This window comes from Cupriavidus sp. WS (assembly GCF_000395345.1).
Lineage (GTDB): Bacteria > Pseudomonadota > Gammaproteobacteria > Burkholderiales > Burkholderiaceae > Cupriavidus > Cupriavidus basilensis_B.
In genome coordinates this window covers 1-21,975 of the sequence record NZ_AQPL01000171.1, presented here as the reverse complement: position 1 = coordinate 21,975, position 21,975 = coordinate 1, and the positions used below count along the sequence as shown (strand labels likewise).

The 21,975-nt window shown below is 72.0% G+C and carries 21 protein-coding genes; 3 read left to right on the top strand and 18 right to left on the bottom strand.

Going from position 1 to position 21,975, the window contains the following annotated elements:
- Positions 1 to 72: 72 nt before the first annotated feature.
- Positions 73 to 1,407: a hypothetical protein gene (locus tag K206_RS38315; protein WP_020203225.1), complete on the bottom strand. Its 1,335-nt coding sequence runs from the start codon at positions 1,405 to 1,407 to the stop codon at positions 73 to 75.
- Between the two features lie 381 nt (positions 1,408 to 1,788).
- Here K206_RS38315 and K206_RS0115025 point away from each other — a divergent pair, with 381 nt between their 5' ends.
- On the top strand, positions 1,789 to 2,340 hold the full coding sequence (locus K206_RS0115025; protein WP_020203224.1) for a hemerythrin domain-containing protein: 552 nt from the start codon (positions 1,789 to 1,791) through the stop codon (positions 2,338 to 2,340).
- 227 nt (positions 2,341 to 2,567) lie between these two features.
- Complete coding sequence (locus K206_RS0115020) at positions 2,568 to 3,248, top strand: Crp/Fnr family transcriptional regulator (RefSeq protein ID WP_020203223.1); 681 nt, start codon at positions 2,568 to 2,570, stop codon at positions 3,246 to 3,248.
- 192 nt (positions 3,249 to 3,440) lie between these two features.
- Here K206_RS0115020 and K206_RS0115015 read toward each other — a convergent pair whose 3' ends face one another.
- From K206_RS0115015 to ytfE, 17 genes are all read right to left on the bottom strand, one after another.
- Positions 3,441 to 4,583, bottom strand: a complete 1,143-nt coding sequence (locus K206_RS0115015; protein WP_020203222.1) for a hypothetical protein — start codon at positions 4,581 to 4,583, stop codon at positions 3,441 to 3,443.
- Positions 4,577 to 4,930, bottom strand: a complete 354-nt coding sequence (locus K206_RS0115010) for a metal-sulfur cluster assembly factor (RefSeq protein WP_020203221.1) — start codon at positions 4,928 to 4,930, stop codon at positions 4,577 to 4,579. The genes K206_RS0115015 and K206_RS0115010 overlap by 7 nt, the downstream gene beginning before the upstream one ends.
- 112 nt (positions 4,931 to 5,042) lie before the next feature.
- Complete coding sequence (locus K206_RS0115005; RefSeq protein ID WP_043366632.1) at positions 5,043 to 5,744, bottom strand: anaerobic ribonucleoside-triphosphate reductase activating protein; 702 nt, start codon at positions 5,742 to 5,744, stop codon at positions 5,043 to 5,045.
- Entirely contained in the window at positions 5,728 to 5,931 is a 204-nt protein-coding gene (gene nrdD / locus K206_RS0115000; protein ID WP_020203219.1) for an anaerobic ribonucleoside-triphosphate reductase, read from the bottom strand. The genes K206_RS0115005 and nrdD overlap by 17 nt, the downstream gene beginning before the upstream one ends.
- Positions 5,932 to 6,037: 106 nt before the next feature.
- On the bottom strand, positions 6,038 to 8,077 hold the full coding sequence (locus tag K206_RS0114995) for a ribonucleoside triphosphate reductase (protein WP_020203218.1): 2,040 nt from the start codon (positions 8,075 to 8,077) through the stop codon (positions 6,038 to 6,040).
- Positions 8,078 to 8,132: 55 nt separating this feature from the next.
- The gene (gene cobA / locus K206_RS38310) at positions 8,133 to 8,900 is read right to left on the bottom strand and encodes a uroporphyrinogen-III C-methyltransferase (protein ID WP_020203217.1); all 768 of its coding nucleotides are present in this window, start codon (positions 8,898 to 8,900) and stop codon (positions 8,133 to 8,135) included.
- 10 nt (positions 8,901 to 8,910) lie between these two features.
- Positions 8,911 to 10,395, bottom strand: coding sequence for a nitrite reductase (locus K206_RS0114985; RefSeq protein WP_155888077.1), 1,485 nt, complete (start codon positions 10,393 to 10,395; stop codon positions 8,911 to 8,913).
- Between the two features lie 77 nt (positions 10,396 to 10,472).
- Complete coding sequence (gene nirJ, locus K206_RS0114980) at positions 10,473 to 11,636, bottom strand: heme d1 biosynthesis radical SAM protein NirJ (RefSeq protein ID WP_020203215.1); 1,164 nt, start codon at positions 11,634 to 11,636, stop codon at positions 10,473 to 10,475.
- 2 nt (positions 11,637 to 11,638) lie between these two features.
- The gene (locus K206_RS0114975) at positions 11,639 to 12,094 is read right to left on the bottom strand and encodes an Lrp/AsnC family transcriptional regulator (RefSeq protein WP_043366638.1); all 456 of its coding nucleotides are present in this window, start codon (positions 12,092 to 12,094) and stop codon (positions 11,639 to 11,641) included.
- Positions 12,095 to 12,193: 99 nt separating this feature from the next.
- Positions 12,194 to 12,691 carry an Lrp/AsnC family transcriptional regulator gene (locus K206_RS0114970; RefSeq protein ID WP_020203213.1) on the bottom strand — a complete coding sequence of 166 codons (498 nt, stop codon included), beginning with the start codon at positions 12,689 to 12,691 and terminating at the stop codon, positions 12,194 to 12,196.
- Positions 12,688 to 13,671: an Lrp/AsnC family transcriptional regulator gene (locus K206_RS0114965; protein WP_020203212.1), complete on the bottom strand. Its 984-nt coding sequence runs from the start codon at positions 13,669 to 13,671 to the stop codon at positions 12,688 to 12,690. Before K206_RS0114965 ends, K206_RS0114970 begins: the two co-directional genes overlap by 4 nt.
- Positions 13,672 to 13,684: 13 nt before the next feature.
- Positions 13,685 to 14,803, bottom strand: a complete 1,119-nt coding sequence (locus K206_RS0114960; RefSeq protein WP_020423789.1) for a cytochrome D1 domain-containing protein — start codon at positions 14,801 to 14,803, stop codon at positions 13,685 to 13,687.
- A gap of 62 nt (positions 14,804 to 14,865) precedes the next feature.
- Positions 14,866 to 15,171, bottom strand: a complete 306-nt coding sequence (locus K206_RS0114955; RefSeq protein WP_020203210.1) for a cytochrome c — start codon at positions 15,169 to 15,171, stop codon at positions 14,866 to 14,868.
- Between the two features lie 47 nt (positions 15,172 to 15,218).
- Positions 15,219 to 15,524: a c-type cytochrome gene (locus K206_RS0114950; RefSeq protein ID WP_020203209.1), complete on the bottom strand. Its 306-nt coding sequence runs from the start codon at positions 15,522 to 15,524 to the stop codon at positions 15,219 to 15,221.
- A 24-nt stretch (positions 15,525 to 15,548) separates the two neighbouring features.
- Positions 15,549 to 17,201 (bottom strand): nitrite reductase, encoded by a 1,653-nt coding sequence (locus K206_RS0114945; RefSeq protein WP_020203208.1) that lies wholly within the window; start codon positions 17,199 to 17,201, stop codon positions 15,549 to 15,551.
- Between the two features lie 263 nt (positions 17,202 to 17,464).
- A complete protein-coding gene (locus K206_RS0114940) occupies positions 17,465 to 19,750 on the bottom strand; it encodes a nitric-oxide reductase large subunit (protein WP_020203207.1) in 2,286 nt (761 codons plus the stop codon).
- A gap of 133 nt (positions 19,751 to 19,883) precedes the next feature.
- Entirely contained in the window at positions 19,884 to 20,564 is a 681-nt protein-coding gene (gene ytfE / locus K206_RS0114935; RefSeq protein ID WP_020203206.1) for an iron-sulfur cluster repair protein YtfE, read from the bottom strand.
- Positions 20,565 to 20,713: 149 nt separating this feature from the next.
- Between ytfE and norR the strand changes: the two genes are divergently transcribed.
- Positions 20,714 to 21,975, top strand: a 1,262-nt coding sequence (norR, locus tag K206_RS0114930; protein ID WP_020423787.1) for a nitric oxide reductase transcriptional regulator NorR, incomplete at its 3' end; no start/stop codon positions are given.

The window sequence follows — 21,975 nt, the reverse complement described above, 5'->3', positions numbered from 1 at the left end:
GGGCGCAGGCAAGCGCCCCCGCCGGCCACTGACTCATGCTACGCAATCGCGCCCGGCCCGGCTTGCCCTGCGTCAACCTCTTTGGTCATGCCCGTCATGCCCATCGTGCCAGCCATACCCGGCCGCATGCCGGGGCGGCAGCCCGCCCGCGGCCGTCACGCGGCGAAACACCCGCACCGCGCACAGCAGCTGCAGCCCGAGCCAGGCGTTGGCGAGCGCGAACGCCATGCCGCCGGCCAGGGCCAGCCAGCGCGGCGCCAGCGGCAGCGCCAGCAGCAGGACATAGGCGAGCAGCAGCAGGCGGGCCTGCCAATGCTGCCGCGCGGGCGCAATGATCGCCTGCATGGCCGGCACCCGCGCCGGCAGCGGCAGGCCGCGGCGCAAGTGCAGCCAGATCACGAACGGCACGATCTTGCCCGTCATGGCCGTGACCGGCAGCACCCCGCATCCGACCAGCACCGCCGTGCCGATCCACCAGGGCAGCGCGGCCACCCCGTGCAACAGCGGGGCCGCCATCGCCAGCGCCGCCGCCGCGAGCGCGCTCAGGCAGGCCGCGACCCAGAGCCGCCAGCCGGGATCATGCCGGCGCCGCGCCCGCAGCATGCCGCGCAGCCCGAGCAGGGCCAGCAGCGCCAGCAGCAGCAGGAGCGGCAGTGCGCCCACCTCCGCCAGCGCCGGCAGGTCGACCGCCACCCCGCTGTAGCCCAGCAACAGCAGCCAGATTCCCCACGGCAGGAAGGACGCCACCACGGCGGGCAGCCGCGGCGCCTGCCAGAACATCGGCACCACCGTGGTGGCGACGCCGGCGACCAGCGCGGCCAGCCAGCCCACCAGGCCCCAGGCGACGTGCAGTTGCAGCAGCGGCCGCAGCGGCAGTTGCCACTGCCCGCCGAGCACGCCGGCCAGCGCCGCGCCGGTGGCCACGGTCACGATCAGCGGCGCGCCCGCGCGCGCCAGCGTGCGCGTGGTGGCATCCGCCGCGGCCACGCGCGCGCCGGCCCGCAGCAAGGCCAGCCCGACCAGGCCCAGGAACGGCGCCCCGAGCAGGATCGCCGCGCGGAAACCGGGCAACCAGCCGGCCACGAACCCGCTGGCCAGCCCCAGCGCGGCGCCCCCGCCCAGCAGCGCGGCCAGCGGCGCCAGCGCAGCGGTGCCGGGCACCCGCACCCCGGCGATCACCGGCATCATCTGGAACAGCGCGCCCACCATGACGGGCGCCAGCATGCCCAGCGCGAGCAGATGCACCACCGCCAGCGCGACCGGCGCGAACCGCGACGGCAGCCCGTCCGGCGGGCCGAATGCCAGCAGCAGTCCCGCGGCGGCGCCAAGCCACGGTGCCGGCAGCAGGCAGCCGAGGACCACGGCGGGCCGCGGCGCGTTCTCGTATCTCAGGCGCGCGGGCTTCATGGGTGCTCCGGGAACCGGCCCGGGGTGTGGCCCGGGGTGTGGCCGAACACGGCGGGACACAAGGAAAAGCATGGCGGGCAAAGCGGCGGTTTCGGCATCGGATCAGTCCCCCGCCCGAAGCGGGAAGCAAGGCGCGGGGCAGGCGAACAGGCAAACCAGCGAACAGGCAAACAAGCAAGGCGCGGACGGCCCCGCGCCGTCCATCCCGCCGCACGCATGCTAGCCGCCGGGCCGCGGCGCCGGCTTGATCGCGGTGAAGGACCGCGCCTGCGGATTGTGCCTGCGGCAGCCGGCCCGCCGCATTCCCGCGCCTGCTTGCTCCATCTCAACCGGCGGGTTCCGCTTTCGGCCATACTTTCGGCCATGCTCCACGCAGATCAGATGCAAACCACGGCCGCCTGCCTCAACCGGGACTCCACCATGCTTTCCACCACCGCCAGCCTGCCCGGCTTCGAGTCGCCGATCGAACTGCTGCTGGCCTGCCACGACAAGGTGCGGCGCTTCGCCGGCCTGTGCCCCAGGCTGGCCCGGCACGTGGCGCTGCACGGCGCGGACGAAGAGGCGCGCAGCGCGGCCGCCGGCGCGTTGCGTTACTTCCAGGTCGCCGCGCCGCTGCACCACATGGACGAGGAGGAAGACCTGTTTCCGGCGCTGCGGGAACTGGGCGACGCCGCGCTCGACGCCCGCATCGGCGAGATCGCCGCCGAGCACGGGCATCTCGGCGCATTGTGGCGCGCCGTGCAGCCGTGGCTGGAAGCGGTCTCGCAAGGGACCGCGCAGGCCGCCCCGCCGGAGCTCGACCCGTTCGCCACCGGCTATCCCGCGCATGCCTTGCGCGAGGAGCGCGAAATCTATCCCGCCGCCGACAAGCTGCCGCATGACCGGCTCGCCGAGATCGGCCGGCGCATGGCGCGGCGAAGAGGCGCGCGCTAGCGCCACGCGCGGCACAGGCGGCACGCGCGCGCCACGTCACATCCGGCCGCGGCCTGCGCGCCGGGGCGATGCAACTTGACCCACCACAAAATCCGGCGGGCCGCCGCGTGGAATCCTATGCGCTGCGAGCCGGTCGCCGCGCACGCCCTGTGCCGCTGCCGCGTGCCCCGCCATGACGGCCCGCGCCGACAGACCGACCGGTGCCACCACCGTCACCGAGACAAAGCATGCGCCACAAACTCAATCTCGACGGGCTGCTGGGCAGCCTGCCGCTTTTCCGCAACCTCGATGCCGGCCAGTTGAGCGAGCTGGCCGGCTCCTGCCGCGAGGTCAGGGTCCCCAGGCATGGCCACGTGTTCCGGCGCGGCGACGCGGCGCCGGGCCTCTACGTCGTCGCGGTCGGCCAGATCAAGCTCGCGCTGCCGTCGCTGCACGGCAACCCCGAGAAGGTCGTGGAGTTCTTCGGCCCCGGCCAGGCCTTCGGCGAGGCCGTCATGTTCCTTGACCGGCCCTACCTCGTGGATGCCCAGGCGCTGGAAGACACGCTGCTCATCCTGCTCGGCAAGAAGGACATCTTCGCCGCCATCGACCGCGATCCGTCCTTCGCGCGCCGCATGCTCGCCGGCCTGTCGATGCGCCTGCATTCGCTGGTGCAGGACATCGAGACGGTCAACCTGCAGAACGCGCAGCAGCGCGTGATCGGCTACCTGCTGAACCGCCCGCGCGAGGGCAACCTGACCCGCTTCGCCGTCAACAAGAACCTGATCGCCTCCAAGCTGGGGCTGTCGCCGGCCACGCTCTCGCGCGCGCTGCAGCGCCTCAGCGAAGCCGCCCTCATCAGCGTGGCCGGCCCCGAGGTCGTGATCCACGACGTGCAGGCGCTGCAACTGCGGTTCGCCGCGGGCTAGGCGCGGAGCAGCGCGAGTCAGCCGCGCCACCTGCCATCGGCTTGTCCGCCGACAAGGCGGCCGGCGCGGGCACGCGGCAAGATCATGGTGAGGTTGCCGGGGTGCGGGGGCTTGCCCGGCGGCCTCGATGTAGTGGTACTGCTGGAAGCCTGCCCGATGATGTCCGAGGCATCGCGGGCAGGCTCTTTTTTTTCAGGACCGCCGCGCAAGCGCCGCCGCGCGGGTCCGCCACGCGCGCGCCGCGGCGGCCGTGACGGCAATGAACAGCAGCATGGCCGCCACGTTGCCGAGCGCCGCCGCGGCCTTGACCGCCGGCAACCGGTGCCCGAAGGCCAGCCGCGCGGCCAGGGACAGGTGCAGCACCGCCAGCGGCGCGTAGAAGCCGTTGCCGAACGCCAGCCGGATGCGCGTGATGGCCGGCAGGATGACCGGCGCATGCGCCATCACCATGCTGACGATGAACCCCAGCCCCAGCGCGTGGAGCGCCGCGTCGCGCCACGGCAGCCCGGCCGCGGTGGCGGCCCATGCCGCCCCGGCCACCAGCAGCCAGCCGTAGCCGAGCAGCAGGCAGACCGCCATGTAGCGGCTCAGTCCGTGGCTGCGCACCGTGCGGCGCGCGATGTCGAACACCGCCAGCCAGATGGCGAGGCAGGCCAGCGCCACGCCATAGACGCAGCCGCCCAGCGTGCCCGCGCGCCCGTCCAGCGCCGAGCCGGCGGCGCCCAGCGCGAGCGCGGCCAGAATGGCGAGCAAGGCGCCCTGCGCGCCGCGCCGCCGGCGCATCAGGCGCGTCATCTCGAGCCGCTCGGCGGCAACCGTGACCACCAGGAACAGGAAGCACCAGGCGTTGACCGAGGCCAGCGCGCGGCCCGAAGCCAGCGCCGCGGTGCCGGCCAGCCACGCCAGCGCGGCCGCCAGCAGCAAGGCGGTGTGCGCGGCCGGCTGGCGCCGCAGCACGGCCACGCTGACGCCGGCGAACGCCAGCGCGCCGCCGGCCATGAGCCACGCGCCGGCAGCGGGAAACCCCGCCACCAGCAGCAGCGCGCCCAGCCCCGACGCCAGCGGCGCGGCGAAGGCCGCGGGCCGGCCCAGCGCCACCGCCCGCTCGATGCCGATGACCGTGCCGAAGAAGCCGCCGGTCATCAGCGCGCCGTGGAACGCGAACGCCTGCCACGGCAGCGCGGCGGCGCCGGCGCCGGGCAGCGCCACGCCGGCGCGCAGCAGGCCGCCGAGCAGGCCCGCGAGCAAGGCGAGGACGGCCGGCGCCAGCACCGCGACGCGCGGCCACGCGCCGCGCCGGCGTTCGCGCGCGCGGCGCGGCGGCGCCCTCACCATCCCATCACGCGCCTGGCCGCCGCGCTCATGCGCTCGGGCGACCATGCCGGCTCCCAGCACAGTTCCAGCTCGATCGCATAGCCCAGCGGCATGGTGTCTTCGAGCTCGAACTGCACGTCGTCCAGAATCATGTCCGCCACCGGGCACGCGGCCGAGGTCATGGTCATCGTGACCTTCACCACGCCCTCCGAGACCGCCACCGCGTAGACCAGGCCCACGTCGAGGATATTCAGCGCCAGCTCGGGGTCCACCACGCGGCGCAGCGCCTCCGTGATGGGCGCGAGCCATTCCTGCGGGCCCTGGTAGTCAAAACCGCCTGTCGCATTCCATGCTTGTTCCAACGGCATGCCTGCCTCCTCCCGGATTACTGTGATGCACGCTTTCATCGTAGTACGGCCACGTCCTCCGCCTGGCCCGTACCCACGCATCGGTTGACATGGCGCAAGCGCGCGCCGCGCTTCACGCCTCGCGCAGCGTGAAATGGCTGAAGCGCGCCGCCAGCCGGTCGACGTCGCCGCGGCCCAGCGCCGCGCCCGCGCCGCCGCGGCACGCCTGCAACGCCCAGTGCGTCACGCCGAGCGCGGCCAGCCGTGCGGCCAGCGCGTGCAGCTCGGCGACGTCGAACAGGCCGTGGTGCCAGGTGGTGCGGCACTCGCCCGCCACGCCGCTGGCCAGCCAGCGGCGCAGCGATTCCCAGGCCCGTCCGCCGCTGCCGGGCACCCGCGTGATGGCGTCGTAGCGGTGCTCGGGCGCCTTGATGTCGAGGCCGACCCAGTCGAGCGCCGGCAGCACCGCCGCCAGGCGCCCGGGATACATGCCGGCGGTGTGCAGCGCGGCCTCGAAGCCGCGCGCCCGCACCGCCGCGATGGCGCCCGGCAGCGCCGCCTGCAAGGTCGGCTCGCCGCCGGAAAACACCACGCCGTCGAGCAGGCCGCGCCGGGCCTCCAGGAAGCCCAGCACCTGCGCCCACGCCATGCCGGCGGGCGCGCCGGCATCGAGCAGCGCCGGGTTGTGGCAGTAGCCGCAGCGCCACGGGCAGCCCTGGCAGAACACCACGGCGGACAGGCGGCCCGGGAAGTCGATGGTCGTCAGCGCCGTCATGCCGCCGACGCGCAACGCGGCGGCGGCAGTGGCGGCGGCGGTGTCAGGCGGCAACCGCATGGGGCTCCGCGAAGAACCTGCGCTCGCGGTGCTCGCCCTGCTTGCCGGCGTTGAAGCTGGCCACCGGCCGGTGGTAGCCCATCACCCGGGTCCAGACCTCGCAGGGCTGGCGCTCCTCGTCGCGCAGCGCAACGTCGGCCGGCGGGGTGGAAAGGGAGGTGGCGGATTGTCGTGCGTGGTCGGTCATGATGCGTGCTCCGGGTTGAAAAAAGGTTGGGGGAAAGGTCGGGAAAAAACGCGGGGGATGCCGCCATCATTGCGGCGTCCATGCCCCCGGCCGTGCGGCCAGCCGGCTAGGCGGCAAGCGCGTCCCGCTTGCGCGCGAGGATCTCTTCGTCGCAGCGCGGGCAGAACGGATGCTCGCCGGCAAGGTAGCCGTGCGTGGGGCAGATCGAGAACGTCGGCGTCACCGTGATGTACGGCAGGCGGAAGCGCGTCAGCGCGCGCCGCACCAGCTCGCGGCAGGCCGCGCCGCTGGACAGGCGCTCGCCCATGTACAGGTGCAGCACGGTGCCGCCGGTGTAGCGCGACTGCAGGGGCTGCTGCCGCGCCAGCGCCTCGAACGGGTCGTCGGTCCAGCCGACCGGCAGCTGCGACGAATTGGTGTAGTAGGGCTGCGCCGCGCTGCCGGCCTGGAGGATGCCGGGCCAGCGCTTGCGGTCCTCGCGCGCGAAGCGGTACGTCGCGCCTTCGGCCGGCGTGGCCTCGAGGTTGTAGAGATGGCCGGTTTCCTGCTGGAAGGCCACGATGCGCTCGCGCACGTGGTCGAGCAGGCGCAGCGCGAAGGCCTCGCCCCACGCCGAGGTGATGTCGTGCCGGTCCGCGGTGAAGTTGCGGATCATCTCGTTGATGCCGTTCACGCCCAGCGTCGAGAAATGATTGCGCAGGGTGCCGAGGTAGCGCCTGGTGTAGGGGAACAGGCCCTGGTCCATCAGTTGCTGGATCCGCTTGCGCTTGTTCTCCAGGCTCTGCTTGCCCAGTTCGAGCAAGCGGTCCAGCGCGCGCAGCAGCGCCGCTTCGTCGCCGGCGTGCAGGTGGCCCAGGCGCGCGCAGTTGACCGTCACCACGCCGACGCTGCCGGTCTGCTCGGCACTGCCGAACAGGCCGTTGCCGCGCTTGAGCAACTCGCGCAGGTCGAGCTGCAGGCGGCAGCACATGGAGCGCACCATGTTCGGCTCCAGCTCCGAGTTGATGAAGTTCTGGAAATACGGCAGCCCGTACCTGGCCGTCATCTCGAACAGCCGCGCGGCGTTCTCCGATTCCCACGGAAAGTCGCGCGTGATGTTGTAGGTCGGGATCGGGAAGGTGAACACCCTGCCCTTGGCGTCGCCCGCCGTCATCACCTCGATGTAGGCGCGGTTGATGAGGTCCATCTCCTGCTGCAGCTCGCCATAGGCGAACGGCATCTCGCGCCCGCCGATGACCGGCACCTGCTCGCGCAGGTCATCCGGGCAGGTCCAGTCGAAGGTGAGGTTGGTGAACGGCGTCTGCGTGCCCCAGCGCGAAGGCACGTTGAGGTTGTAGATCAGCTCCTGGACGCACTGCCGCACCTCGGCGTAGGACATGGCGTCCTTGCGCACGAAGGGCGCCATGTAGGTGTCGAACGACGAGAACGCCTGCGCGCCGGCCCACTCGTTCTGCAGCGTGCCGAGGAAATTGACGATCTGCCCCACCGCCGACGACATGTGGTTGGGCGGCCCCGCCTCCACCTTGCCCGGCACGCCGTTGAACCCCTCGTGCAGCAGCGTGCGCAGCGACCAGCCGGCGCAGTAGCCGCTCAGCATGTCGAGATCGTGGATGTGGATGTCGCCGTTGCGATGCGCCTCGCCGATCTCCGGCGCGTAGACGTGGGACAGCCAGTAGTTGGCCGTGACCTTGCCGGCCACGTTGAGGATCAGCCCGCCCAGCGAATAACCCTGGTTGGCATTGGCGTTCACGCGCCAGTCGGCCTTGCTCAGGTATTCGTTGATCGAAGCCGCCACGTCGACCAGGGTCTTGCGGTCCTCGCGCAGCCTGGCGTGCCGGCCGCGATAGGCGATGAACGCGCGCGCGGTGTCGCAGTAGTCGGCGGCGATCAGCACCTGCTCGGCCACGTCCTGGATCTGCTCGACGTCCGGCGCCCGGCCCTGGCAGCGGTGCGCCAACACCCGGCATACCTGCGCGGCGAGGCTGCCCGCCCGCGCGTCGTCGAACTCGCCGGCCGCGGCGCCGGCGCGGCGCAGCGCGGACCGGATCCGCTCGACGGCGAAGGCGGCTCTTTCGCCGTTGCGCTTGACGACCTCGCCGGGCAGGCCCGCGGCGGCTACGGCGGCTTCTTCGGTACGGTGCTCCATCTCTTCTCCCGGCAACATTCATACTAGATATGGGCCACAGCGTACCGGTGAAACACTATATGTTGATTGACCGCGGGCAAGCGTATGGCATGTCCGGGAGCGCCTGCGCCGCCACGCCGCCGATCAGGACCACCGCCGGGCTGGCCAGCCCGGCCGCGAGCGCTTCGGCAAGCGTGGCCAGCGTGCCGGCCCAGCGGCGCTCGCCCGGGTTGCTGGCGTGCATGACCACGGCCGCGGGCATGCCGGGCCGCATGCCCGCGGCCAGCAGGGCGTCGCGGATCGCGCACAGGCGCCCCATGCCCATGTAGATGACCAGCGTGGTGCCGCCGGCGGCCAGCGCGCGCCAGTCGGGCCGCCCGTCGCCGCTGGTGTGCGCGGTGACGAAGGTCACGCCGTGGCAGTGGGCGCGATGCGTCAGCGCGATGCCCAGCGCCTGCGCGGCGGCCATGCCGCTGCTGACGCCGTTGACCACCTCCACCGCGATGCCGTGCGCGCGCAGGAATTCGGCCTCTTCGCCGCCGCGCCCGAACAGCAGCGGATCGCCGCCCTTGACGCGGGCCACGTCGCGGCCGGCCAGCGCGTGCGCCAGCGTCAGCGCCTGGATGCTGGCCTGGCTCGCGGAGCAGCGCCCGCCGCGCTTGCCCACCGATATGATGCGCGTGTCCGGCGCGGCGTAGCGGCGCATGCCGGGCGACACCAGGTCGTCCATCAGCCATACCTGGACCTGGCCGAGCACCCGCGCGGCCTTGACCGTGGCCAGTTCCGGATCGCCGGGCCCCGCGCCCACCAGCCATACCTTGCCCGGCTTCAGTTGCCTGTCCATCTCATGCTCCTCAATGACTGGTCCCCGACGAGCGGGTGGTCTTGTTGAAGACGTTGTACTTGCCGACCGGCTTGTCCATCGGAATGCGCGCGACCTCGCGCAGCGTGGCCGCGTCGTAGGCCACGATGGCGCCGTCCTGCTCCATCACGCTCACCAGCGCGTAGCGGCCGTCCCGCGTGAACTCCACGTGGGCGGCGGTGCGGCCCGGGCTGGGCGTGACGCTGGCCACCACCCGCAGGCTGTCCTTGTCGATCACCTGCAGCGTGTCGCGGCGCGGGCTCATCATGGCGTCGGTCCAGGCATACGGCGTGTTCTCGTGGCTGCGCAGGAAGAAGCCCGGCCCGTTGGTGGCGATCTCGGCGACGGTCTGCCAGCTCTGCATGTCGATCACGCTGATGCGGCCCTGCTTCAGGTTGGGCGAGGCCATCACCTCGCGCCCGCGGCGCACCCACGTGATGCCGCTGCCCAGGTGCGGCATGCCGCTCAGGGCCAGGTCGGCCACCTTGCGCCCCTGCGCCAGGTCGATCACCTGGCCATGCCCGTTGCGCGAGGCGCCCAGTATGTGCAGGTAGCGCTGGTCGAAGAAGAAGTCGTCGAGCACTTCGCCGAGCGCGATCACGCGCGGCGTGAAAGCGCGGCCCGGCGGCGCGGCGGCGGGCGCGGCGCCATACGGGATCTCCCACACCTCCGGGATGTCGCGCAGGGCGACGATGAAGCTCGCGCGCGGCGCGGCGTCGTACACCGCCGACACGCGCGAGGCCGTGCCGTCGGCGCCGCGCACGTCGTACACACGCGCCGGCGCCAGGTCCTCGGCATGCAGCAGCACCAGCGTCTGCGGCAGCGTGTTGCCGGCCAGCACCCATTTGCCGTCGTCGCTGACGGCGAGGTTGCGGGTGTTGAGCCCGACCCGGATCTCGGCGGCGAGCGTCAGGTTCCACAGGTCGAACTTGCTGACCCAGCCGTCGCGGCTGGCGAAGAACACGTAGCGTCCGTCGTGGCTGAACTTGGGGCCGCCGTGCAGCGCGAAGCGGCTGCGGAAGCGGTAGATGCGCTCGAGCTTGTCGCCGTCGAGCACGCTGACGTGATGGCTGCCGGCCTCCACCACCAGGAACAGGTTGGCCGGGTCGGCGCTGAACACGGGGCGCGCGGGCAGGCTGCCGGCGGGGTGATAGACGATGCGCGAGGCCGCCATGTCGGCCGCGCTCCAGTCCGGCGCCGCCGCCGGCGCGGCGCGCAGCCACGCGGCCAGCGCGTCGATGCCGGCGGCGTCGAGCTGGCCGGCGAAACCCGCCATCTGGGTCGCGGGGCGGCCGTCGCGCAATACCGCCGCCAGTTCCTGCGGCCGCAGGCGCTCCAGGCTCTCCGGCAGCAGCGCCGGGCCCATGCCGCCCAGGCGCGCGGCGCCGTGGCAGGCCGCGCAGTGCTGGCCGTAGAACGCGGCGGCATCCAGCGGCGCCGGCGTTTCCTGCGCCGCCGCCACGGCGGCACGGGGCATGGCAAGCAACACGCCCAGCAGCAAGGCAGACAGCACGGCGGCCAGCGCCCGCCAGCGCGGCAACCACATGGCGGCGTTCATGCCGGCACCTCCACGGCCAGCGGCGCCATGATCTCCGCCTCGGTCAGGTAGCAGCCCGGGTCCTCGGCCCAGGCGTTCGCGCTCACCGCATGGGCGCGCGCGCGGGTGTTGCCGTTGCAGATGGCGCGTTGCGCGCAGACCGCGCAGCGGCCCTGCAGCGGGCGCGGCCGGGCGGCCAGCCCGGCCATCAGCGGATGGCTGCGGTCGGCCCAGATCGCGCCGAACGGGCGCTCGCGCACGTTGCCCAGCGTCACCGTCCACCACATGGTGTCGGGGTGGACGTTGCCGAGATTGTCGATGTTGGCCACGTTCACGCCGGTGGCGTTGCCGCCCCAGTCCACCAGGCGCTGCCGCATGTCGGCCACGCGGGCGGGCTGGCACCGCGCGATCCAGTGCAGCAGGTAGACGCCGTCGGCATCGTTGTTGCCGGTGACGAAATCGCCCGCGCGGCCCTGCCGCGCGCGCTCCCACACATGCGCGAACAGCCAGTCCAGCGCGGCGCGGGTGTGGGCATGGCGGGCGTTGTCGCGCTGGTGGCCGCGCGCGCGGCCCGCGTAGTTGAAGTGGGACAGGTAGAACTTGTCGATGCCCTCGGCCTCCGTCAGCGCCACCAGCGCGGGCAGCTCCGCCGCGTTGGCCTCGGTCAGCGTCATGCGCACGCCCACGCGCAGGCCGGCCGCGCGCGCCGCGCGCAGCCCCGCCAGCGCCCGCGCGAAGGCGCCGTCGCTGCGCCGGAAGCGGTCGTGGGTGGCTTCGAGCCCGTCCAGGCTCACGCCCACGTAGCCGAAGCCCGCATCGGCCAGCCGCGCCGCGTGCGCGCGATCGAGCAAGGTGCCGTTGGACGACAGCGACAAGTGAAAGCCCAGCGCCCGCGCGCGCCGCGCCAGCGGGTACAGATCGGGCCGCAGCAGCGGCTCGCCGCCCGACAGGATCAGCGCCGGCACGCGCGCCTGCCGCAGTTGCGCCAGCACCGCGAGGGCCTCCGCCGTGGTCAGCTCGCCCTTGAAGTCGGTATCGGCCGAGGTGGAATAGCAGTGCCTGCAGTTGAGGTTGCAGCGCCGCACCAGGTTCCAGATCACCACCGGGCCGGCGGGCGGGCGCGGGGCCGGCACCGGGCCGCCGTCGCGCAGGGCTTCCATGAATCGGGACAGGCGGAACATGTTCAGTCTCCTGGCGGCAGGCGCAGCCCGGTTTTCTTGAGGATGCGGGTCGACCACAGCACGTCGCGCTCCCGGCAGGCGTCGCCCAGCAGCGCGCCGATCTGCGCCACCAGCGGCATGGCCTGCTCGCGCGTGCGGGCGTGGATCATGGCGAACAGGTTGTAGGGCCAGCGCGGCAGCCGCCGCGGACGCTGGTAGCAGTGGCTGACGAACGGCAGCGCGCCGACCATCCGGCCGAGCGCCTCGACATGCTCGTCGGCCACGTCCCACACCGTCATGCCGTTGGCGCGCCAGCCCAGCGCATAGTGGTTGGGGACCGCGCCCAGCCGGCGCATCAGGCCGCGCGCCTGCATCGCCGCGAAGCGCGCGATGACCTCCTGCTCGCCGATGCCGAGCGCGGCGCCCAGCGCCGCATAGGGCGCGGCCACCAGCGGCAGCCCGGCCTGCGTGGCGCGCATCAGCGCGCGGTCGGTGGCGTCGGGCCAGGCGGCATCCGCCGCATCCGCGGCAGGCGCCGGGTCCGGCGACGAAGTGGAAGGCTTGGGGTACATGAATGTCTATGCCTGCAAATGGAGATGGACGTGGAACTCCCGCTCCTTGGGAAACGCCAGCACCTCCACCCCGGCGCTGGCTGCGATGCGCGCGAGCGTGTGCGCCACCGCGCCGGGGTGCGCGACCGCCAGCACGAACCACAGGTTGAAGTGATGGGTGCGCGCGTAGTGATGGGCCACCTCCGGGTGCGCGTTGATGGCCGCGATCACGGCTTCCAGGCGCGCGGCGGGCGCGTGGCACGCGCACAGCACGAAGCGCCCGCCGGCCCGCTCGATCTGGTACAGCGGGCCGAAGCGGGTCAGCACGCCGCGCGCCAGCATCGCCCGCAGGCGCGCCAGCAGCGTGGCCTCGTCGGTGCCGAGCGCGGCGGCGGCGTCGGCATACGGACGCGGCGTGAGCGGAAAGCCGCCCTGCAGGGCGTTGACGATGCGGCGGTCGAGCGCGTCCAGCGCCGCCGGCGCGGCCGGCGCGGTCTCGACGGACCGGGTTCGGGCGGCGCTCATGGGCTTGCCGGCGCGCCGGCGTAGCGCGTGCCGCGCTGCTTGTAGCACTGGCTGCCGAGCAGCACCGCGCGCGGCGCGGCGGCCAGTCCGCACTGCTGGTCGAACAGCGCCAGCGCGGCATGCAGTTCGTCCTCGCTGCGCGCGTGGACCATGACGAACAGGTTGTAGGGCCAGTGCGGCGGCCGCCGCGGGCGGCGGTAGCACAAGCTGACCACGCCGAGCCGCGCCAGGCGCTGGCCCAGCGCGTCGACGCGGCCGTCCGGCACGTCCCACACGCACATCGCGTTGCTGTCGTAGCCGAAGCGCCGGTGATGGAGGATAGCGCCGAAGCGGCGGATGACGCCGCAGGCATGCCACTGCGACAACCGCGTCAGCACGCGGTCCAGCGGCAGGCCGCATTGCCGCGCCAGCGCGTGATAGGGGCGCGGCGTCAGCGGCAGGCCCGCTTCCAGCGCCGCCACCAGGCGCCAGTCGTCGTCGTTCAGTTGTTGCCGGGATGGCATCCTCACGGCCGGCCATGCCGGCCGGGCGGCCGCGCCGCGCAGCGGGAAACCCAGGTCGATGTGGTATTCGCGCTCGAGCGGCAAATCCAGCGGCCGCTGGCCGGTTTCGGCGGCGATCGCCGCCAGCGCCGCGTCGAGCGTGGCGCGGTGCCGCGCCCCGGCGACGAACCACAGGTTGTAGGCGTGCCCGTGGCGCGCGTAGTTGTGGCTGACGGCGGCATTGGCGCTGACGCGCGCGGCCACGCGGTCCAGCCAGGCGGGCTCCACCTTCAACGCGGCGAGCGTGCTCACGCCGATGGTGTTGGGCGCGAAGACCGCGCCGATGCGGCTCACGCGCCCGGCGCCCAGGTCGCGCGCGAGCAGGCCGAGCACGGCCTGCTCGCTCAGGCCGTGCGCCTGGGCCACGCACTGGAAGGGCCGCGGCTGCAGCGGGAAATCGCGCTGGATATCGTCGTAGAGTCGGCGTTCGTCGTACATGGTCGGTGTGGGTCTACATGCCGAAGCGCTGCGCGCGCACGGTGAAGAAAATGCCGCTCGGGTTGTCGGCCGGCAGCGTGGCGAGGCGGGCGAAGCTCGCGGTGTCGTAGACCTCGAGGCGGTCTTCGTCGCGGCATGACAGCCATACCGCCTCGCCCTTGGGCGTGAACTCCATGTGCAGCACGCCCCGGCACGGCTTGAGGGTGCGCACCACCTGGCGCGTGGCGGTGTCGATCACCTGCACCGTGTCGTTGTCGGGAAAGGCGAAATTGACCCAGACCTGCCGCCCGTCCGGCCGCGCCATCACGAAGACCGGCTGGCCGGCCAGCGCGACGCGGCCGCTCTCCCGCCAGCCGCGCGCGGCGTCGGCCACCAGCACTTCGTGGCGGCCCACCGCCGGCAGCCAGGCCTCGCCCTGCGCCATCGCCCAGCCGCGCAGGTGCGGCATCTTGTAGACGGGCAGGCGCGTTTCGCCGCGGCCGTAGCCCGCCAGCACCTTGCGCGACGCCGGCGGGTCCTGCCACAGGTCCACCAGCGCGAGCCCGTCCTCGCCGAACAGGCCGGCGACGTACCAGCGGCCATCGGGCGTGACCAGCCCGTCGTAGGGCTCGCGGCCGGCGTCGAGCCGGGTGATGCGCGGATGCCGCGGATCGGCGGCGTCGATGATCCAGATCTCGCCGGACTCGAACAGGCTGGCGGCCAGGCGGCGCCCGGGCAGGTCGGCCAGGCCGACCACCTTGGAGCGGCGGCCGTCGCGGCCGATCGCCGGGATGTCGGCCAGCGGCTCCAGCGTGGCGGCATCGAACAGGCGGATGCCGCCGGGCGCGTAGTTCTGCGCCGCGACCACGCTGCCGTCCTGCAGGATGGCGCCGCCGATGCTGTTGCCGGCCTGCATCACGCGATGCGTCACGCGCGCGCGCAGCAGGTCCACGCGCGACAGGCCGCCATCGCGGCCGAAGACATAGGCATAGCGCCCATCGCGCGAGAACACCACGCTGGCGTGCGACAGGTCGCCGAGCCCGGCCACGGTGGCCAGGCGCGTCATGCCGGTGGTCTCCACCACCTGCACGCGGCCGGCGGCGCGCTCGATCACCACGCCCAGGTCGCCGGTGCCGCGCGTGGTCTCGCCCATGCCGCCCATGCAGCCGGACAAACCGGACAAGCCCGCGGCCAGCGCGAGCGCGGCGGCCAGCCTCAGCGGGCCGGGGAATCTACGGCGGGCGGCGCGCCCGCCTGAAGTCGTTCGATCAGCCATGCTGCCTCGTCTTGCGTCATGAAGGGTTGCCAGGGCGGCATCGCGGTGCCGGGGCGGCCTTGCAGCACGGTCGCCACCAGCGCGTCGCGCGGCTTGCCGGCCAGCGCCGCCGCGCCGAGCGGCGGCCCCAGGCCGCCACGCAGGGTCATGCCGTGGCAGGCGCCGCAGTCGTCGCGCAGCCAGCGCGCGAGTTGCGCCTGCCGCGCCGGCGCCGGATCGGCGGCGGTGGCGACACCCGCTGCCATGCACGCCAGTGCCAGCGCCAGCGAGCGCGCCGCCGCCGCGGCCCGGCCTACAGGCTCAGCACCCATCTGGCGAGCGCGCCGGCTTCCGCCTCGCTCACGCGGTTGGCCGGCATCGGGATCGGTCCCCACTTGCCGCTGCTGCCCTCGAGGATCGACCGGACCATCTGCTTCTCGCCGTCCGGGCTGCCCTTGTACTTCGCGGCCACGTCCTTGAAGGCGGGCCCGATCAGCTTCTTGTCGGTGCTGTGGCAGGCCAGGCAGGCCTTGCTCGCGGCCAGCTCGGCGCTGGCGTGCGCGGCCGCAGGCAGGAAGGCGGCGACCAGCGCCGCGGCGATGACGTTGCTTGCATGCATGAGATGGCTCCGGCGCGGCGCGCCTCAGTAGATATCGTGCTGCGTGTTGAAGGCATTGAACTTGCCGGTCGGCGTGATCAGGCGCGGGTCCTTGATCACGGTCTTGAGCGTGCGCGTCTTGTCGTCGACCACCACCAGCGCGGATTCGCCGTCCTTGGTGCCCCACACCGAGAACCAGACCTCGTCGCCGGCCTGGTTGTACTCGGCCTGCACCACGCGCTTGGCGCCTTCGCCCTTGAGCTGCGCCCACTGCGCGATCGGCAGCACCTTGTAGCCGTCCTCCAGCCTGCGGGTGTCGAACACCGCGACCGACTGGCTGAGCTTGGGATCGGGATTGAGCGGCGTGTCCACCCACAGGTTGCGCGACTTCGGATGCGTCTTGATGAACAGCGAGCCGCCGCCCTGCCCCTTCACGGTCTGCACGACCTTCCACGCCTGCGCCTTGTGGCCCACCGGATCGGTCCCGAGCAGGCTGACGGTCTCGTCGCCGAGATGGCTGGTGGCCCACACCGGGCCGTACTTCGGATGGACGAAGTTGGCGCCGCGCCCCGGGTGGGGCGTCTTGCCCACGTCGACCAGCGCGGCCAGCTTGTCCTCCTTGGTGTCGACCACGGCGATCTTGTTGGAGGCGTTGGCCGCCACCATGAAGTAGCGCCCACTGGCATCGAAGCCGCCGTCGTGCAGGAACTTGGCCGAGTCGATGGTGGTGGTCTTCAGGTTGTTCAGGTCGGCGTAGTTGACCATCATGATCTTGCCGGTTTCCTTGGCCGTGATCACGAACTCGGGATGGAAGTGGCTGGCCACGATCGACGCCACGCGCGGCTCGGGATGGTATTCGTTGTCCACCGTCATGCCGCGCGTCGACACCACCTTGAGCGGCTTGAGGGTGTCGCCCTCCATGATCACGTACTGCGGCGGCCAGTAGGTCCCGGCCACCGCGTACTTGTCCTCGTAGCCCTTGTACTTGGAGGTCTCCACCGAGCGCGCCTCGAGCCCGACCTTGACCTCGGCGACGATGTCCGGCCTGGGCAGCCACAGGTCGATCAGGTCGACCTTGGCGTCGCGCCCGATCACGTACAGGTAGCGGCCCGAGGCCGACATGCGCGAGATGTGCACGGCATAGCCGGTCTTGACGATGGTGATGATCTGCTTGCTGTCGCCGTCGATCAGCGCGACCTCGCCCGCGTCGCGCAGCGTCACGGAGAACAGGTTGTCGAGGTTGTAGGCGTTCATCTTGCGCGTCGGGCGCCGCGCCACCGGCACCACGTCCTTGCGGCTTTTCTCGATGTCGGCCAGCGAGAATTCGGGCGGCGTGGGCGGGTCCAGCTGAATGTAGCGCGCCATCAGGTCCACCTCGGCATCCGACAGGTCGCCCGAGGTGCCCCAGTTGGGCATGCCCGCGGGGCTGCCGTACTTGATGAAGGTCTTCAGGTATTCGGTGCCGCGCGCGCGCGTGATGTCCGGCGTCAGCGGCTTGCCGGTCGCGCCCTTGCGCAGCACGCCGTGGCAGCCGGCGCAGCGTTCGAAGTAGATCTGGCGCGCCTGGTCGAATTCGGCCGGCGTCAGCGTGACCGCGGCGGCCGGCGGCGATGCCGCCGTGTCCGCGTGGGTGAGCCCGAGCCAGAGGGAAAGTGGCAGCGCCGCAAGTGCGGGGAACATCCAGGATTTCGCTTTCATATGCTCTTCTTCGGCGAGTTGGGGAAACCGCTGGGTCCTGGTTGCGCGATAGCGCGCGGCAAGGAACCTTACGCGCATCATGTCGGAGAAATCCTGGCGCGCGCTTGATAGCTGTCAAGCAGTCGGCAAGCCGCGGGCACGATCGGCGCGCGCGTGCGCATGCATCGAATGCCCCGCGCCGGCGGCGCGCGTAAACGCGCCGCAGCCGCCGGGGCGGATGCCCGGGCGGCTGCCATGCTGCTAGCGCGATGCGGTCGATGCGCTCAGCGCGGCGCGGGCTCCAGGCTGCTTTCCGGCGCGCCCAGCGCCGGCGCCTTGCCGGCCAGGCCGAGCACGACCTGCAATGCCATCGCCAGCGCGCCGACGATGAACACCACGTCGCCGAAGGTGCGCACCCAGCGCAGCGTCTGCAGGATCGGCTGCTGCATGAAGGCCTCGCTGCGCGCGTACCACAAGCCCTCGCTGGCGCTGGCGTGGAACTGGATGATGCCGATCGGCAGCAGGCTGGTGCCGATCATCAGCACCAGGCCCGCGTTGAGCCCCCAGAACGCGGTCTTCATCAGGCCGGGGCTCAACGCGTGGGCGGGCCGCACGTAGCGCAGCACCAGCAGCGTGAAGCCCAGCGCGAGGAAGCCGTAGACGCCGAACAGCGCGGCATGGGCATGCACCGGCGTGGTGTTGAGGCCCTGCACGTAGTACAGCGAGATCGGCGGGTTGATCATGAAGCCGAACACGCCGGCGCCGAGCATGTTCCAGAACGCCACCGCGACGAAGCACATCAGCGGCCATTTCAGGTTGGCCATCCACGGCGCGCGCTCCTTGAGGCGCCAGTTCTCCCACGCTTCATGGCCCAGCACGATCAGCGGCACCACTTCGAGCGCGCTGAAGCTCGCGCCCACCGCCATCACCGGCGTGGTGGTGCCGGCGAAGTAGAGATGGTGGAAGGTGCCGGGCAGCCCGCCCAGCATGAACAGCGACGCCGATGCCAGGCTGGCCGCGGTCGCCATCGGGCGCGACACCAGCCCGAGCGTGGAGAAGATGAAGGCCAGCGCCGTGGTGGCGAACACCTCGAAGAAGCCCTCGACCCACAGATGCACGACCCACCAGCGCCAGTACTCCATCACCGACAGGTTGGTGCGCTCGCCGTAGAACAGGCCCGCGCCGTAGAACAGGCCGATGGCCACGACCGAAGACGTGAGCAGGGCCAGCAGGTTCTTGTCGCCGCCGCGCGCGCGCAGCGCCGGCGCGATGCCGCGCAGCATCAGCACCAGCCAGAACAGGATGCCGGCGAACTTGCCGATCTGCCACAGGCGGCCCAGGTCGACGTACTCATAGCCCTGGTGCCCGAGCCAGAAGTTGAGGTTCTCCGGCATGATCTGCGCGATCGCCAGGTAGTTGCCGGTAAACGATCCGGCCACGACCACCACCAGCGCCCAGAACAGTACGTCCACGCCGAGCTTCTGGTATTTCGGGTCCTTGCCGCCGTTGATGAGCGGCGCCAGGAACAGGCCCGCGGCGAGGAAGCCGGTGGCGATCCAGAACAGCGCGCTCTGGATGTGCCAGGTGCGCATCAGCGTGTACGGGAACCACTTCGACAATTCGAACCCGTAGAACTTCTGCCCCTCCACGGTGTAGTGGGCCGTCAGCCCGCCGATCAGCACCTGGAACACGAACAGCGCCACCACCAGGAACAGGTACTTGCCCAGCGCGCGCTGCGACGGCGTGAGCGCGAAGGTGGTGAGCGGGTCGCGCGCGGCCACCGGCGGCGGCGCCTCTTCATGGCCGCGCAGGAACGACCACGCCCAGACCAGGAAGCCCACGCCCGCCAGCAGCACCACCACGCTGGCGATGGACCAGATGATGTTCTCGCTGGTGGGCTGGTTGCCGATCAGCGGCTCGTGCGGCCAGTTGTTGGTGTAGGTGGCGCTCAGGCCCGGGCGCTCGGTGGCGGCGGCCCACGCGGTCCAGAAGAAGAAGTGCGTCAGCTTGGCGCGGCGCGCGGCGCTGGGCAGCGTGTTCTCCTTCATGGCGAAGCTCTCGCGGCTCTTGCGCAGCGCCGGCGCGTCGGAGAACAGGCTGTCGTAGTACGCGCCGGTGGCGGCGATGGCCTGCGCGCGCCGCGCGGAGACGGTCAGCACGCCGCTGTCCGGGTCGGCGCGGTTGCCGCGGTACTCGGCGCGCAGCTGCTCGCGCAGCGCGGCCTGGGTCGGCCCGTCGAGCGCGGCGTAGGCGCGGCCGTAGCCATCCTGCGCGGCGAGGTCGAGCCACGCGGTCAGCTCGCGGTGCAGCCAGTCGGCGGTCCAGTCCGGCGCCTGGTAGGCGCCGTGGCCCCAGATCGAGCCGAGCTGCATGCCGCCGACCGACTGCCACGCGGTCTGCCCGTCGAGGATGTCGTCCTTGCTGAACAGGGCCTTGCCGTCGGCGCTGACGACCTGCTGCGGCACCGGCGGCGCCTTGCGGTAGACCTCGGTGCCGTAATAGCCCAGCAGCGAAAAAGTGACCGCCAGTACGGCGATCAGGGTGAACCAGAGTTTCTTGTACTGTCCCATGATGGGGTCTCGCGGTTGTCCGCGCGCTTGCCGCGCGCGCTGCTCGTGTGTGCTGCTTGTCTGTGCTGCTTGTGTGCGTCCCGTGCGTCCCGTGCGTGCTGCGCGTGCGTGCCCGCGCGCGCCGGCGGCGCGATCAGGCGTGGGCCGGCGCGGCGTGCTCGGCGTTGTCGAACAGGATGTTGTTCTCCAGATGGATGTGTTCCATCAGGTCTTCGCGGAACGTGCGCAGCCCCAGGTACAGGGCCCGCCACGTATTGCACGCGGCGCGCGGCAGCGTGATGTCGTCGGTCAGCGCGCCGAGTTGCTGCAGCGCCTGCCCGTGCTCGTCGTGCTCCATGCGCATGACCGCGATGGGGCCGCTGGCGAGCCGGCCCGGCGCGCGGGCCAGCAGCGGGAAGAGGATCTGCTCCTCCTTCTGCATGTGGCTCTCCAGCTCCTGGTGCATGACGGCGAGATGATCCGCGAGGCCGCGCGGGCAGTCGGCGCGGTCGCCATGCACCTGCTCCACGCGGCGCGCCAGGCGGATCAGCTCGGGCAGCTGCTGGCGGTGCACCTCGTGGTAGCGCGCGATGATGTGGGCGATCAGGTCGACCGCGTCGGCGGCGCTCCAGTCGGCGCCGTCGCGCCGAGCCTGCGCCTGCAGCGACAGCAGGCGCGTCTCGATGGCGCGCGCGTCGAGGCCCGCGGCCTGCGCGGCCTCGCCCAGGCTCTGCTTGCCGCCGCAGCAGAAATCGAGCTGGTAGTCGTGGAACACCCGGGTGGCGCCCGGAATCCGGCGGGCCAGCTCGCCCAGCGATTGATCGGTCATGCTCATGATGTCCTCCTGTGTGGGATGTGCATCACTCACATAGCGAAAGCCGTGCCGGAAAATTAATGCAATAAAATCAATGCCTTGGTTTTTTGACGGTATGATTCACCATGATCCGGAAACGGTAATAGGAACCCATGAGGGTTGAATTGACCATGATGGAAAACCTCCTGCTCACCGATCTGGTCGCGGACCTGCCCCAGGCCGTGCGCCTGCAGCGGCTGGTCGGCAGCCTGCGCGCCCATTTCCGCTGCGGCGCCGTGGCGCTGCTGCAGCTCGAAGAAGACCAGCTGCGGCCGGTGGCCATCGACGGGCTGGTCCGCGACGCCCTCGGGCGCCGCTTCGCGGTGGGCCTGCACCCGCGCCTGGCCGCCATCCTGGCCCGCCGCGGCGTGACCTGCTTCCACCACGACAGCGTGCTGCCCGACCCCTACGACGGGCTGATCGACGAGCGCGTCGGCGAGCCGCTGCCGGTGCACGACTGCATGGGAACCAGCCTGCACGTGGAAGGCCAGCCGTGGGGCGTGCTGACGCTCGACGCGCTGACGGTCGGCACCTTCGGCGACGAGGCGCAAGCCGACCTGCGGCGGCTGACGGTGGTGGTCGAGGCCGCGATCCGCACCACGCGGCTGGAAGCCGAGATCCGCGCGCTGCGGCTCACGCGCGGCGACGCCCCGCCCGGCGACGCGGCCCGCGACGACGGCGAGATCATCGGCCAGAGCGAGGCCATCGCCCGCCTGCTGCACGAGCTCACGGTGGTGGCCGACTCGGAACTGCCGGTGCTGCTGCTGGGTGAGACCGGCGTGGGCAAGGAGCTGTTCGCGCACCGGCTGCACCGGCTCTCGCGCCGGCGCGCGCAGCCGCTGATCCACGTCAACTGCGCCGCGCTGCCCGAGTCGCTGGCCGAGAGCGAGCTGTTCGGCCACGCCAGGGGCGCGTTCTCGGGCGCGCTGGGCGACCGGCCCGGCCGCTTCGAGGCGGCCGACGGCGGCACGCTGTTTCTCGACGAGGTGGGCGAGCTGCCGCTCTCGATCCAGGCCAAGCTGCTGCGCACGCTGCAGAACGGCGAGATCCAGCGGCTGGGCTCGGACCGGCCCCGCCGCGTCGACGTGCGCATCATCGCCGCCACCAACCGCAGCCTGCGCGACCACGTGCGCGACGGCTCGTTCCGCGCCGACCTGTATCACCGCCTGTCGGTCTACCCGATCCCGATCCCGCCGCTGCGCGAGCGCGGCAACGACGTGCTGCTGCTGGCCGGCCGCATGCTGGAGCGCAACCGCGCCCGGCTCGGCCTGCGCAGCCTGCGCCTGTCCGGCGCCGCCGAGGCCGCGCTGCGCCGCTACCCGTGGCCGGGCAACGTGCGCGAGCTGGAGCACGTCATCAGCCGCGCCGCGCTCAAGACCGTCAGCCGCGGCGC